This is a genomic window from Streptomyces sp. NK15101, from assembly GCF_020400725.1.
GTDB lineage: Bacteria > Actinomycetota > Actinomycetes > Streptomycetales > Streptomycetaceae > Streptomyces.
The window spans coordinates 14792-28708 of sequence record NZ_JAINVG010000034.1; the positions used below are offsets into that span (position 1 = coordinate 14792).

The window sequence follows — 13917 nt, forward strand, 5'->3', positions numbered from 1 at the left end:
GGAGGGTGGTGGCGCCTCCGGGGGTGAACGTCCCTGCACTACGGCGCACTTGGGTCGCTCATCAGCGCGTTTACGAGAAGGCCCGCGCCCCCCGGTGCGCGGGGGCGCCGGTACGGGGGGTGCGGGCGATCCACTCGAATCGGTGAACGCCCGGGGCGTTACTTCTCGACCTCGTCGGCCAGCTTGGCGAGGACGGCGTCGTAGATGCGGCCGAGCCCCTTGGGCGCGAAGGTCTTCTCGAAGAAGCCGCCGATGCCGCCGGCGCCGTTCCAGACGGTGGTGACGACGGCGCGGGACTTGCCCTCGCCGGCCGGGGTGACCGTCCAGGTGGTGACCATGGAGGAGTTGCGGTCCTTCTCGACGAGCTGCCCGTCGGTGGGCTCGGTGACCTCCAGGAGGCAGTCGCGGACGCGCTTGCTGGTGGCCTGGAGCTTCCAGTGGACGAGGGTGCCCTCGCCGTCGCCGCCCTCGCGCACCTCGTACTCGCTGAAGTGCTCGGGGAGCAGCTTCGCGCGCGTGCCGCTGTAGTCGGCCAGGGCGTCGAACACCGTCTCCGCGTCCGCGGCGATGATCCGTTCCGTGGTGGCCTCGACCTGCGCCATTGACTTCCTCCAGCTCGTGATTCCTCGGGGGGTGTGGGCCAAGCGAACCACGTGGGCTCCGGGGGGCGAAATCCGGGTTGCGACGATCAAGGGAACAGATGTTCTATTCTGAGCGAACGGTCGAGGCCGAGCCACCGAGGAGACGTCCATGCGCTGGGACAATCTGGGCGACACCCCCGCCGCCCCCGCCGACATCGCCCTGTTCGGCACGGACGCGGTCACCACCCGCACCTTCGACGCTCCCGAGTTCCGGGGCATCACCTTCCACGAGGTCAGGGCCCGCTCGATCCTGAACCGGGTGCCCGGCGCCTCCCGGATGCCGTTCGAATGGACGGTCAACCCGTACCGCGGCTGCACGCACGCGTGCGTGTACTGCTTCGCCCGCAAGAGCCACAGCTATCTCGACCTGGACACCGGCCTGGGATTCGACTCCCAGATCGTCGTCAAGATCAACGCCCCGGAGCTGCTGACCCGGCAGCTCGCCTCCGCCCGCTGGCAGGGCGCGCACGTCGCCATGGGCACCAACGTCGACTGCTACCAGCGCGCCGAGGGCCGCTACCGCCTCATGCCGGGCATCCTCACGGCGCTGCGGGACCGGGCGAACCCGTTCTCGATCCTCACCAAGGGCACCCTGATCCTGCGCGACCTGGAACTCCTCGCCCAGGCCGCCCGGGTGACCGAGGTCGGCATCTCCGTCTCGGTCGGCTTCACCGACCGGGAGCTCTGGCGGACGATCGAGCCCGGCACCCCCTCGCCGCAGCGCCGCCTCGACGTCGTCCGCGCCCTCGGCGAGCACGGCATCGACTGCGGGGTCCTGATGGCGCCCGTGGTGCCCTTCCTCGGCGACCGGCCCGAGCAGCTGCGCGCGACGGTCCGCGCGATCGCCGAGGCCGGCGCGAGTTCGGTCACCCCGCTCGTCCTGCACCTGCGGCCGGGCGCCCGCGAGTGGTTCACGGCCTGGCTGCGCGACCACCACCCGGGCCTGGTGCGGCGGTACGAGCGGATGTACGCGGACGGGGCCTACGCGCCGACCTGGTACCAGCGCCGGATCACCCGTCAGGTGCACGAGCTGGCCGCCGAGTTCGGCATCGGACCCGCCCACCGGGGCGCGGCGCGGCGGATCCCCGTACCGGAGGAGCCGTCCACGACGGCCGTCCCGGAGCAGCTCTCCCTCCTCTGAGCGCCCGGACGGCTCCCCGACGGCACGCCGGGCCGATCATCGGACCGGTCGTCTGACACGCCGTCGGATCCGCATCCGTTCGGGTCAACTCTCGGCGAAACAGGTCCTCTCGGCGCCGGTACGGGACACAAACGCCCTATGACCCCACGCGCAGGAATGCTGATCGCCGCTGGAGCGCTGGTCGCCGGGACGGTCACCGTCCTGCCCGCCGCCCCCGCGGACGCCGGCGAACCGACCCCCCGGCCGCTCGCCGGGCTCGCCTGGACCGAGTGCGCCACGAAGGCGTACCCCCGGCTCCAGTGCGCCACCCTGAAGGTGCCGCTCAACCACGACGACCCGGCCGGGCGGAAGATCACCCTGGCCCTCACCCGCGTCCCGCACACCGCGAAGACCTTCCAGGGCCCGCTGCTCGTGAACCCGGGCGGCCCCGGCGGCAGCGGGCTCGGCATGGCCGGGTACGTGGCGGCCTCGCTGCCCCCGAAGGTGACCGCCGAGTACGACGTGATCGGCTTCGACCCCCGCGGGGTCGGCAGGAGCGAGCCCGCGCTCGACTGCAAGCCCGGCCACTTCGCGCCGGTGCGGGCGGACTCGGTGCCGACCGGGACCACGGCCGAGCGGGCGGCCATCGAGCGGGCGCAGTCCTTCGCCGAGGCCTGCGGCGACAAGTACGCGGACGTGCTGCCGTACATCGACACCGTGAGCACCGCCCGGGACCTGGACGCGATCCGGCAGGCGGTCGGCGCGCCGAGGATCAACTACCTCGGCTACTCGTACGGCACCTACCTGGGCTCCGTGTACGCGCGCCTCTACCCGGACCGGGTGCGGCGGATGGCGCTCGACTCGGTCGTGAACCCGCACGGCGTCTGGTACGAGGACAACATCGCGCAGGACTACGCCTTCGACAACCGGCACAAGGACTTCATGGCGTGGGTGGCCCGGCAGAACGCCGTGTACAGGCTGGGCACCGACCCGGCGGCGGTCGAGGCCGCCTGGTACCGGATGCGCGACGCGCTGCGCACGGCCCCGGCCGGCGGCAAGGTCGGCCCCGCCGAGCTGGAGGACACCTTCCTGCCCGGCGGGTACTACAACGGCTACTGGCCCCGCCTGGCGAGCGCCTTCGCCGCGTACGTCAACGACGCGGACCCGGTGCCGCTGAAGGAGGCGTACGAGCGGTACGGGGAGGCCGACGCGGCCGCCGACAACGGCTACTCGGTCTACACGAGCGTGCAGTGCCGGGACGCGGGCTGGCCCCGCGACTGGAGCGTGTGGCGCAAGGACAACTGGGACGTGCACGCGAAGGCGCCGTTCTCGACCTGGAACAACGCCTGGTACAACGCGCCCTGCGCCTTCTGGCCGGTGGAGTCCCTGACCCCGCCGGAGGTCGCCAACGACCAGCTGCCGCCGGTGCTCATCCTCCAGGCCACGGACGACGCGGCGACGCCGTACGAGGGCGGGGTCGCCCTGCACCGTCTGATGCGCGGTTCCAGCCTCGTCGTCGAGGAGGGCGGCGGGAACCACGGGGTGACGCTCGGCGGGAACGACTGCCTCGACGAGCACCTGGCCGCCTACCTCGCCACGGGCGAGGTCCCGCGCGGCGAGGGCGACACCGAGGTGGACGCGATCTGCGCCGCGCTCCCCGAACCGGAGCCGGAGCCCGTGACCGCGGCCGCGCCGTCGACCCCGGAGAAGAGCGGCAAGCGGGCGGGCGCGGTGCGCGCGGAGCGGGCCGGAATCGCCCTCCACGGTCTTCTCGGCCACGTGCGCTGACCCTTCCCTTCCCTTCCCGGTGCCCGCTCCCCGCCAAGGGGGGCGGGCACCGTCGCCGGCGTGCGCGAGGATGTGGGGCATGACGAGCCACCTCACCCATGTGCCCGCCCCCGACGGCCTCGCGCCCAGCCCCCAGTACAGCCACGTCGTGTGGGGCACGGGCAGGTTCGTCGCGATATCCGGGCAGTGTGCCTTCGACGCCTCCGGCGCGGTGGTCGGGGAGGGCGACGCGGCGGCCCAGGCCCAGCAGGTCTTCGCGAACCTGGAGCGCTGTCTCGCCGCGGCCGGCGCGGGCTTCGGGGACGTGGTGAAGCTGACGTACTTCGTGACGGACATGGCCCACCTCCCGGCGGTGCGGGACGCCCGGGACGCCCGCTTCGCGGGCGCGCCGCTGCCGGCGAGCTCGGCGGTGCAGGTGTCGGCGCTCGTCCGACCGGAACTGCTCGTCGAGATCGAGGCGTTCGCGCTGGTCCCGGACCGGGCCGCGACGGAGCCCGGCGACGCCGGGGCGGATCTTCCCTGATACTTTGACGCGCATGTTCCTCTTCCGTGCGTAGGAGTCGGCGATCCGACGACCGTGCCCAGCCGGGCGCGGTGTCCCGCCGTCCCCGCACGCTTCGGCGCCGCAGGCCGCTGCCCGGCGCCCCTTCCGAGGAACTCCGTCATGTCCGTGACCTCCCCTTCCCACTCCCCCGCGCCCTCGTACGCCGCGGTGCTGCGGGCCCCGCACGCCCGCCGCACCTTCGGGGCGGCCCTCCTGGGGCGGCTGTCGTACGGCACCGCCCCGCTCTCCCTGATCCTCTCCGTCAAGGGGAGCACCGGTTCCTACGCCGCGGCCGGTACGGCCATGGCCGCGTTCGGTCTCGCCGGTGTCCTGCTGTCGCCCGCCCGGGCCGGCCTCGTCGACCGGTTCGGGCCGCGCCGGGCACTGGTACCGCCGGCCGCCGCGTACGCGCTGCTGCTCGCCGCGCTCGCGGTGGCCACGGCCCGGCCCGCGACCCCGGCGCTCGCACCGGTGGTCCTGGCCGCCTGCGCGGGGGCCCTGACTCCGCCGCTCGGTCCGGTGACGCGGGCGCTGTGGAGCGCGATGCTGCCCGACCGGCACCTGCTGCGGCGCGCGTACAGCCTGGACACGGTGGCGGAGGAACTCCTCTTCGTCACGGGCCCGTTGCTGGTGGGTCTGATCGTGCGGTACGCCTCGGCGCCGGCCGGGCTCGCGGTGAGCGCCGGGCTCGTGCTGACCGGAACGCTCGCCCTCGTCACCTCGCCGCCGGTGCGGAACGGCGCCGGGGAACTCGGGTCCGGCGGGCCGGAGAAGGCGGCGGGGCTGCGGGGCGCGCCCCCGGTCGGCCTGGTCACGGCGGCCGGCGTGGCGGCCGCGGTCGGCATGTGTCTGGGCGCGGTCGAGCTGCTGGTGATCGCGTTCGCCGACGCACACCACCGCCCCGGGGCGGTGCCGTGGGCGATGGCGGCCCTCTCCGCGGGCAGCGCCGTGGGCGGGCTGGTGTACGGCGCCGTGCCGTGGCGGGTGCCCACCGCCGTACGGCTTTCGGCTCTGGCACTCGGACTCGGTGCGGTCCTCGCGCTGGCGGGGCTCTCCCCGCATCCGTACGCGCTGGCCGGCTGGGTGGCGCTCGGCGGTCTGTTCCTGGCGCCGGCGATCACGAGCGCCTATCTCCTCGCCGACGAGTCCGTGGACGCGGGACGGCGCACGCGGGCCGGGGCCTGGGTCAACACGGCCTTCAACGCGGGCACCACGGGGGCGACGGCCGGTGCGGGATTCCTGGTGGGCAGGGTGCCGCTGCCGGTCTGCTTCGCGCTCGCCGCGCTCCCGCCGGTCCTCGCGGCGGTCGGCGGCCTGCGCCCGGCCGGGACGCGGCCCCGCCCGGGGTCAGCCGGCCCGGTCGAGGCGAGTCAGTGACCGCTGGGCGGCGACGCCGAGCCTAGGGTGCGGAAGGGCCGCCTCCAGGGCGGGGCGGGCCCGGGCGTCGCCCAGCGCCCCCAGGCCCTCGACGCAGGCGAGGCCGACCCGCCAGTGGGGGTCGTCGGCCCGGAGGCGCCGTTCGAGGACGGTGATCAGGGCGGGCACGGATTCGGGGGCGCGGAGCTCGGCGAGCAGCCGGACCGGGAGCAGGGCGTAGGCCACGCGGAGTTCGTTGGTGGCGAGGGCGGCGGCCGCGCGCGCGGTGCGCGGATCGCCGAGCCGGGCCAGGGCGTGGGCGGCTGTGACGCAGCGCTCCGGGTCGCGGTGGTTGAGGAGCAGGACGAGGGCCTCGAAGGCACGGGAGTCGCCGGCGACGCCGAGGGCGTAGGCGGCGATCTCGCGGGCCCAGAGCGGCTGTCCGGGGGCGGTGAGGACACGGTGCAGTTCCTCGGCGCGGCCCCCGGACCCGGCGCGGTCCCCGGACCCGGCGCGGTCCCCGGACCCGGCGCGGTCTCCGGATCCGGCGAGTTCCACGAGTGCGGTGAGTTCCGTGAATGCCGTCGGGACTTCTCCGGAGTCATTCTCGATCTCGTCCCGCAATCGATCGATCATCGAGCAGAATTCCGGGTCCTCGGAGATTTCCATGAATCCGACCCTATCCGCGATCCAGATCACACTTTCCCAACTTCCCGGGACTGGCGCGCTCGTTACCGGCCGGTTAGTCTCAGGTGAGCGGGCACCACCCGCACTTCTCACAACGGCCTGGTGACGCAGCCGTTGTGTTCGCTTGTCGGTTCGGCAGTTTCGACGTGGCTCCGGGACAGAGTCCGTCGCACCTTTTCCCAGGGCACCGCTCTCTTTTCCGGGCCCCGCCCTCGCTCTTTCCCGCGCCCCTTTCGTGCGCGCACTGCCCTCAGTCGTCACTCTTCCTCTGGAGTCCCCTGATGGACACCCCTCTCTCCACCATCGCCGTCGTCGGTCTCGGCACCATGGGCACGGGTATCGCCGATGTCCTCGCCCGGGCCGGCCGCGAGGTCATCGGCATCGACATCAGCGACACCGCCGCCGCCCAGGCCGTCGCCGCCCTGGAGGCCTCCACCGCCCGCGCGGTGGCCCGCGAGCGGATCACCGAGGAGGAGCGGCAGGACGTCCTGGCCCGCTTCCGTACCTTCTCCGACCTCCAGGCGGCCGCCGAGGCCGACCTCGTGATCGAGGTCGTGCCCGAGTCGTACGAGGCGAAGCAGGAGGTCTTCCGGGCCCTCGACGGGATCGTCCGGCCCGACGCGATCCTGGCCACCGGCACCAACGCCCTCTCCGTGACCCGGCTCGCCGCCGACTCGGCGCACCCCGAGCGGGTCCTCGGCCTGCACTTCTTCGCGCCGGTCCAGGCGATGAAGCTGGTCGAGGTGGTCTCCTCCGTGCTGACCGACCCGCGGGCCGTGGACGCCGTCACCCGGCTCGCCCAGGACCTCGGCAAGGAGCCGGTGGCGGTCGGCGACCGGGCCGGTTTCATCGCGGACGGGCTGCTCTTCGGCTACCTGAACCAGGCCGCCGCGATGTACGAGGCCAAGTACGCCTCCCGCGAGGACATCGACGCGGCGATGAAGCTGGGCTGCGGCCTGCCGATGGGCCCGCTGGCGCTGCTCGACCTGGTCGGCGTCGACACGGCCCGTACGGTCCTGGAGGCCATGTACGCCGCCTCGCACGACCGGCTGCACGCCCCCGCCCCGATCCTCAAGCAGCTCAGCGAGGCCGGTCTGACCGGCCGTAAGGCGGGCCGCGGCTTCTACACGTACGAGGCGCCGGGCTCCGGCGAGGTCGTGCCCGACGCGCTGACCCCGCTCGCCTCCGCCGAAGCCGGCGGCGGCCGCGAGATCCGCTCGGTCGGCGTCGCCGGCTCGGGCACCATGGCCTCCGGCATCGCCGAGGTCTTCGCCAAGGCCGGTTACGCGGTCGTGCTCGCCGCCCGTTCCCAGGAGAAGGCGGACACCGCCAAGGGCCGGATCGCCAAGTCCCTGGCCCGCTCGGTCGACAAGGGCCGGATGACGGCCGAGGCGCGCGACACGACGCTCGCCCTGATCACCCCGGCCGGCTCCCTCGACGCCTTCGCCGAGGTCGACCTGGCCGTCGAGGCGGTCGCCGAGGACCTGGCGGTCAAGCAGGAGCTGTTCGGACGGCTCGACAAGATCTGCAAGCCGGGCGCGGTGCTGGCCACCACGACCTCCTCGCTGCCGGTCATCGCCTGTGCCCGCGCCACCTCGCGCCCGCAGGACGTCATCGGGATGCACTTCTTCAACCCGGCGCCGGCGATGAAGCTGGTGGAGATCGTCCGTACGGTCCTGACCGCCGACGACGTCCACGCCACCGTCCGCGAGGTCACGACGAAGATCAGGAAGCACCCGGTGGACTGCGGCGACCGCGCCGGCTTCATCGTGAACGCGCTGCTCTTCCCGTACCTGAACAACGCGGTCAAGATGGTCCAGGAGCACTACGCGACCCTGGACGACATCGACGCGGCCATGAAGCTGGGCGGCGGCTACCCGATGGGCCCGTTCGAGCTGCTCGACGTGGTCGGCCTGGACGTCTCGCTCGCGATCGAGCAGGTGCTGCACCGCGAGTTCCGCGACCCGGGCCTCGCTCCCGCCCCGCTCCTGGAGCACCTGGTGGCGGCGGGCTGCCTGGGCCGCAAGACGGGTCGCGGCTTCCGCGAATATGCCCGACGCTGAGCCCCGCACCGCCGGCTGGGGCGGTCTGCTGAGTCCCCCGGGCACCGCCGGTGCCCCGGGGGCCTCCCCGCCCCCACCTGGGCACACTCCCCCTCCGATGCAGTACGTTCGGACCATGCCCAAGGCCGCGAAGACACCCCGTGCCACGTCCCCGTCCGACGCTCCGGAGAGCGCGGCGGGCACCCGTGCCGCCGCACAGCGGCTCAAGATGCGCCGGGAGCTCGCCACCGCCGCGATGGAGCTGTTCGCGACCAAGGGGTACGAGGCGACCACCGTCGACGAGATCGCGGCCGCGGCCGGGGTCGCCCGGCGGACGTTCTTCCGGCACTTCCGGTCCAAGGAAGAGGCGATCTTCCCCGACCACGACGACACGCTGGTGCGGGCGGAGGCGGTGCTGAACGCCGCTCCGCCGCACGAGCACCCGCTCGACACGGTGTGCCGGGGCATCAAGGAAGTCATGAAGATGTACGCGGGGTCCCCCGCGGTCTCCGTGGAGCGCTACCGGCTCACCCGTGAGGTGCCGACCCTGCGGGAGCGGGAGATCGCCTCGGTGGCCCGCTACGAGCGCCTCTTCACCCGCTATCTCCTGGGGCACTTCGACGAGCGGGACCACCACGACGGCAACGACGACCCGCTGCTCGCCGAGGTGGCCGCGTCGGCGGTCGTCACCGCCCACAACCACGTGCTGCGCCGCTGGCTGCGGGCGGGCGGCGAGGGCGACGTGGAGGCCCAGCTCGACCACGCCTTCGCGATCGTCCGGGAGACCTTCGGGTCGGGCATAGGCGCCCGCCCGGCGCCCGCGGGGAGCACCGCCGTACCGGCCGAGCCGGCCCCGGAGGCTCCGGCCGCGACCGCGTCGACGACGGGCGACGTCGTGGTCGCCGTGGCGCGCACGGACGCTCCGCTCGACGAGGTCATGCGGACCATCCAGCAGGCGCTCACCAAGCCCTGAGCCCCGCTCCGCAGAGAGGGCCGCCCCCGGAATCCGGGGGCGGCCCTCTCTGCGTTCCCGTGATGTTCCCGCAGCTCACGGGCCATTTCGATCGATCATCGCTCATCCGTGACGGGCAGATTGCATCTGAGTGAAATTGTTGGCACGCAGTGCCTTGTCAGGTGACACGGCGTGCCATACGTTGATGTTGTCCGGGCGGCCGGCGCGCAGAGACCACACCTCGCGCGCCGGCTGTCCCCACCAGCCGACGGCCGGTGCGCCCGGACGCCTGCGTCACAGGCACCCTCGCGCTCCACCACACAGCGCCGCCACCGCACCACCCAGCCGAACCGACGGCACACCTCCACAGCAGCAACACGTTCCGCCGTAACCCTCAGGCGTCCCTCCCCCGGGACGCTCACCGCCGGAGGCAACCCGTGAAGGAAATCCTGGACGCGATCCAGTCCCCGGACTCCACGTCCGCCGACTTCGCGAACATCAAGCTCCCCGAGTCGTACCGGGCCGTCACCGTCCACAAGGACGAGGCGGAGATGTTCGCCGGCCTCGCCAGCCGCGACAAGGACCCGCGCAAGTCGCTCCACCTCGACGACGTCAAGCTGCCCGAGCTCGGCCCGGGCGAGGCCCTCGTGGCCGTCATGGCGAGCTCCGTGAACTACAACTCGGTCTGGACCTCGATCTTCGAGCCGGTCTCGACCTTCGGCTTCCTGGAGCGCTACGGCCGGCTCTCGGAGCTCACCAAGCGCCACGACCTGCCGTACCACGTCATCGGCTCCGACCTCGCGGGCGTCGTCCTGCGCACCGGCCCCGGCGTCAACTCCTGGAAGCCCGGCGACGAGGTCGTCGCCCACTGCCTCTCGGTCGAGCTGGAGTCCTCGGACGGCCACAACGACACGATGCTCGACCCCGAGCAGCGCATCTGGGGCTTCGAGACCAACTTCGGCGGCCTCGCCGAGATCGCCCTCGTCAAGTCCAACCAGCTGATGCCGAAGCCCGGCCACCTCAGCTGGGAGGAGGCGGCGGCCCCCGGCCTCGTCAACTCCACCGCCTACCGCCAGCTGGTCTCCCGCAACGGCGCCGGCATGAAGCAGGGCGACAACGTCCTCATCTGGGGCGCGAGCGGCGGACTCGGCTCGTACGCCACGCAGTTCGCCCTGGCCGGCGGCGCCAACCCGATCTGTGTCGTCTCCTCCCCCGAGAAGGCCGACATCTGCCGGTCCATGGGCGCCGAGGCGGTCATCGACCGCAACGCCGAGGGCTACAAGTTCTGGAAGGACGAGAACACCCAGGACCCGCGCGAGTGGAAGCGCTTCGGCTCCAAGATCCGCGAGCTGACCGGCGGCGAGGACATCGACATCGTCTTCGAGCACCCGGGCCGCGAGACCTTCGGCGCCTCGGTCTACGTCACCCGCAAGGGCGGCACCATCACCACCTGCGCCTCGACCTCGGGCTACATGCACCAGTACGACAACCGCTACCTGTGGATGTCGCTGAAGCGGATCATCGGCTCGCACTTCGCCAACTACCGCGAGGCGTGGGAGGCCAACCGCCTGATCGCCAAGGGCAAGATCCACCCCACCCTGTCGAAGGTCTACTCCCTGGAGGAGACCGGCCAGGCCGCCTACGACGTCCACCGCAACCTGCACCAGGGCAAGGTCGGCGTCCTCGCCCTCGCCCCGCAGGAGGGCCTGGGCGTCAGCAACCCGGAGCTCCGGGCCCAGCACATCGACGCCATCAACCGCTTCCGGAACGTCTGAGGTCCCGAAGATGACAGAGCGCCAGAAGGACCGGCCGTGGCTCATGCGGACGTACGCCGGTCACTCGACCGCCGAGGCGTCCAACGAGCTGTACCGGCGCAACCTCGCCAAGGGTCAGACCGGCCTCTCGGTCGCGTTCGACCTGCCGACGCAGACCGGGTACGACCCCGACCACATCCTCGCCCGCGGCGAGGTCGGCCGGGTCGGCGTCCCCGTCTCGCACCTCGGTGACATGCGCCGGCTGTTCCAGGACATCCCCCTGGAGCAGATGAACACCTCGATGACCATCAACGCCACCGCCATGTGGCTGCTGGCGCTCTATCAGGTGGCCGCCGAGGAGCAGGGTGCGGACATCACCCAGCTCCAGGGCACCACCCAGAACGACATCGTGAAGGAGTACCTGTCGCGCGGGACGCACGTCTTCCCGCCCGGCCCCTCGCTCCGCCTCACGACGGACATGATCGCGTACACGGTCAACCACATCCCGAAGTGGAACCCGATCAACATCTGCAGCTACCACCTGCAGGAGGCCGGGGCCACGCCGGTCCAGGAGATCTCGTACGCGATGGCCACCGCGATCGCGGTCCTCGACTCGGTCCGCGACTCCGGCCAGGTCCCCGAGGACCGCTTCGGCGAGGTCGTCGCCCGCATCTCCTTCTTCGTGAACGCGGGCGTCCGCTTCATCGAGGAGATGTGCAAGATGCGCGCCTTCGGCCGCATCTGGGACAAGATCACGCTGGAGCGGTACGGCATCCAGAACGCCAAGCAGCGCCGGTTCCGCTACGGCGTCCAGGTCAACTCCCTCGGCCTGACCGAGGCACAGCCGGAGAACAACGTCCAGCGGATCGTCCTGGAGATGCTGGCCGTCACCCTCTCCAAGGACGCCCGCGCGCGTGCCGTGCAGCTCCCGGCCTGGAACGAGGCCCTCGGCCTCCCCCGGCCCTGGGACCAGCAGTGGTCGCTCCGCATCCAGCAGGTGCTCGCCCACGAGTCCGACCTGCTGGAGTACGAGGACATCTTCGCCGGCTCGCACGTGATCGAGGCCAAGGTGGACGCCCTCGTCGAGGAGTGCCTGGCCGAGATCGAGCGGATCCAGGAGATGGGCGGCGCGATGGCCGCCGTCGAGTCCGGCTACCTCAAGTCGCAGCTGGTCTCCTCGCACGCCGAGCGGCGCGCCCGGATCGAGGCCGGCGAGGAGAAGATCGTCGGCGTGAACATCTTCCAGTCGACCGAGGAGAACCCCCTCACCGCCGACCTGGACACCGCGATCATGACGGTCGACCCGGCGGTCGAGGCCCGGGTCGTCGACTCGCTGAAGACCTGGCGCGACAACCGTTACCAGCCGCCCTTCAACCACCCGCGGCCCTGCAAGGCCCTGGAGCGCCTCAAGGAGGCCGCCAAGGGCACGGAGAACCTCATGGAGGCCACCCTCGAGTGCGCCCGCGCCGGTGTCACCACCGGCGAGTGGGCCGGGGCCCTGCGCGAGGTTTTCGGGGAGTTCCGCGCCCCGACGGGCGTCTCCTCCGCCCCGGTCGCCGTGACGGCCGAGGCGGGCACGCCGCTCGCGCTGGTCCGCGAGAAGGTGGCCCGGACCGCCGAGGAGCTGAACTGCGGGCGGCTGCGGCTGCTCGTCGGCAAGCCGGGCCTGGACGGGCACTCCAACGGGGCCGAGCAGATCGCCGTACGCGCGCGTGACGCCGGTTTCGAGGTGGTCTACCAGGGCATCCGGCTGACCCCCGAGCAGATCGTCAGCGCCGCCCTGGCGGAGGACGTGCACTGCGTGGGCCTGTCGATCCTCTCCGGCTCGCACTCCGAGCTGGTCCCGGACGTCCTCGACCGCCTCCGCGAGGCGGGCGCCCCGGACATCCCGGTCATCGTCGGCGGAATCATCCCGAACGCCGACGCCGCAGAACTGAAGCGCGCGGGCGTGGCCGCCGTCTTCACACCGAAGGACTTCGGTATCACGGAGATCATCGGCCGTATCGTCGACGAGATCCGGCAAGCGAACAAGCTCAGCCCCCTGGAAAGTACGGAGGTCCTCGCATGACCAGCCCTGTGAACCGGCTCCGCCCCCGCCGCTCCTGCCTGGCGGTCCCCGGCTCCAACCCGCGCTTCCTCGAGAAGGCCCAGGGCCTCGCCGCCGACCAGGTCTTCCTCGACCTGGAGGACGCGTGCGCCCCGCTGGCCAAGCCCGAGGCCCGGCACACCATCGTGAAGTTCCTGAACGAGGGCGACTGGACCGGCAAGACCCGCGTGGTCCGCGTCAACGACTGGACGACCCACTGGACCTACCGCGACGTCGTCACGGTCGTCGAGGGCGCCGGCCAGAACCTCGACTGCATCATGCTGCCGAAGGTCCAGGACGCCCAGCAGATCGTCGCCCTCGACCTGCTGCTCACGCAGATCGAGAAGACCATGGGCTTCGAGGTCGGCAAGATCGGCATCGAGGCGCAGATCGAGAACGCCCAGGGCCTGACCAACGTCAACGCGATCGCGCAGGCCTCCCAGCGCGTCGAGACGATCATCTTCGGCCCGGCCGACTTCATGGCCTCCATCAACATGAAGTCCCTCGTCGTCGGCGAGCAGCCGCCCGGCTACCCGGCGGACGCCTACCACCACATCCTGATGAGCATCCTGATGGCGGCCCGCGCCAACAACCTCCAGGCGATCGACGGCCCCTACCTGCAGATCCGCAACCAGGAGGGCTACAAGGCGGTCGCGCAGCGCGCCGCCGCCCTGGGCTTCGACGGCAAGTGGGTGCTGCACCCGGACCAGGTCGCCGCCGCGAACGAGATCTTCTCGCCCTCGCAGGAGGACTACGACCACGCCGAGCTGATCCTCGACGCGTACGACTACTACACGTCCGAGGCCGGCGGGAAGAAGGGCTCCGCGATGCTCGGCGACGAGATGATCGACGAGGCCTCCCGCAAGATGGCCCTGGTCATCTCCGGCAAGGGCCGCGCCGCCGGCATGCAGCGCACCAGCAAGTTCGAGATCCCGGAGGCCTGAGTC

11 protein-coding genes are annotated in these 13917 nt (G+C 72.0%); 9 read left to right on the plus strand and 2 right to left on the minus strand.

Annotated elements, in window-relative coordinates:
- Positions 1–158: 158 nt before the first annotated feature.
- Positions 159–602 (minus strand): SRPBCC family protein, encoded by a 444-nt coding sequence (locus tag K7G60_RS19420; protein WP_030686492.1) that lies wholly within the window; start codon positions 600–602, stop codon positions 159–161.
- A 148-nt stretch (positions 603–750) separates the two neighbouring features.
- Here K7G60_RS19420 and K7G60_RS19425 point away from each other — a divergent pair, with 148 nt between their 5' ends.
- From K7G60_RS19425 to K7G60_RS19440, 4 genes are all read left to right on the plus strand, one after another.
- Positions 751–1782: an Rv2578c family radical SAM protein gene (locus tag K7G60_RS19425; protein WP_225802207.1), complete on the plus strand. Its 1032-nt coding sequence runs from the start codon at positions 751–753 to the stop codon at positions 1780–1782.
- Positions 1783–1920: 138 nt separating this feature from the next.
- Positions 1921–3549: an alpha/beta fold hydrolase gene (locus K7G60_RS19430; RefSeq protein ID WP_225802208.1), complete on the plus strand. Its 1629-nt coding sequence runs from the start codon at positions 1921–1923 to the stop codon at positions 3547–3549.
- 79 nt (positions 3550–3628) lie between these two features.
- Positions 3629–4072 carry a RidA family protein gene (locus tag K7G60_RS19435; protein ID WP_225802209.1) on the plus strand — a complete coding sequence of 148 codons (444 nt, stop codon included), beginning with the start codon at positions 3629–3631 and terminating at the stop codon, positions 4070–4072.
- Between the two features lie 141 nt (positions 4073–4213).
- On the plus strand, positions 4214–5470 hold the full coding sequence (locus K7G60_RS19440; protein WP_225802210.1) for an MFS transporter: 1257 nt from the start codon (positions 4214–4216) through the stop codon (positions 5468–5470).
- Here K7G60_RS19440 and K7G60_RS19445 read toward each other — a convergent pair.
- Positions 5441–6118 (minus strand): adenylosuccinate lyase, encoded by a 678-nt coding sequence (locus tag K7G60_RS19445; protein ID WP_263986083.1) that lies wholly within the window; start codon positions 6116–6118, stop codon positions 5441–5443. The two genes, K7G60_RS19440 and K7G60_RS19445, sit on opposite strands and share 30 nt — an antisense overlap.
- 299 nt (positions 6119–6417) lie before the next feature.
- Between K7G60_RS19445 and K7G60_RS19450 the strand changes: the two genes are divergently transcribed.
- From K7G60_RS19450 to K7G60_RS19470, 5 genes are all read left to right on the plus strand, one after another.
- Entirely contained in the window at positions 6418–8199 is a 1782-nt protein-coding gene (locus tag K7G60_RS19450; protein ID WP_225802212.1) for a 3-hydroxyacyl-CoA dehydrogenase family protein, read from the plus strand.
- Between the two features lie 115 nt (positions 8200–8314).
- Complete coding sequence (locus K7G60_RS19455; protein ID WP_225802213.1) at positions 8315–9151, plus strand: TetR family transcriptional regulator; 837 nt, start codon at positions 8315–8317, stop codon at positions 9149–9151.
- 416 nt (positions 9152–9567) lie between these two features.
- Positions 9568–10905 carry a crotonyl-CoA carboxylase/reductase gene (ccrA, locus tag K7G60_RS19460; RefSeq protein ID WP_225802214.1) on the plus strand — a complete coding sequence of 446 codons (1338 nt, stop codon included), beginning with the start codon at positions 9568–9570 and terminating at the stop codon, positions 10903–10905.
- Between the two features lie 10 nt (positions 10906–10915).
- Entirely contained in the window at positions 10916–12952 is a 2037-nt protein-coding gene (locus tag K7G60_RS19465) for a protein meaA (RefSeq protein ID WP_225802215.1), read from the plus strand.
- On the plus strand, positions 12949–13914 hold the full coding sequence (locus K7G60_RS19470; protein WP_015037486.1) for a CoA ester lyase: 966 nt from the start codon (positions 12949–12951) through the stop codon (positions 13912–13914). Before K7G60_RS19465 ends, K7G60_RS19470 begins: the two co-directional genes overlap by 4 nt.
- Positions 13915–13917 lie beyond the last annotated feature (3 nt).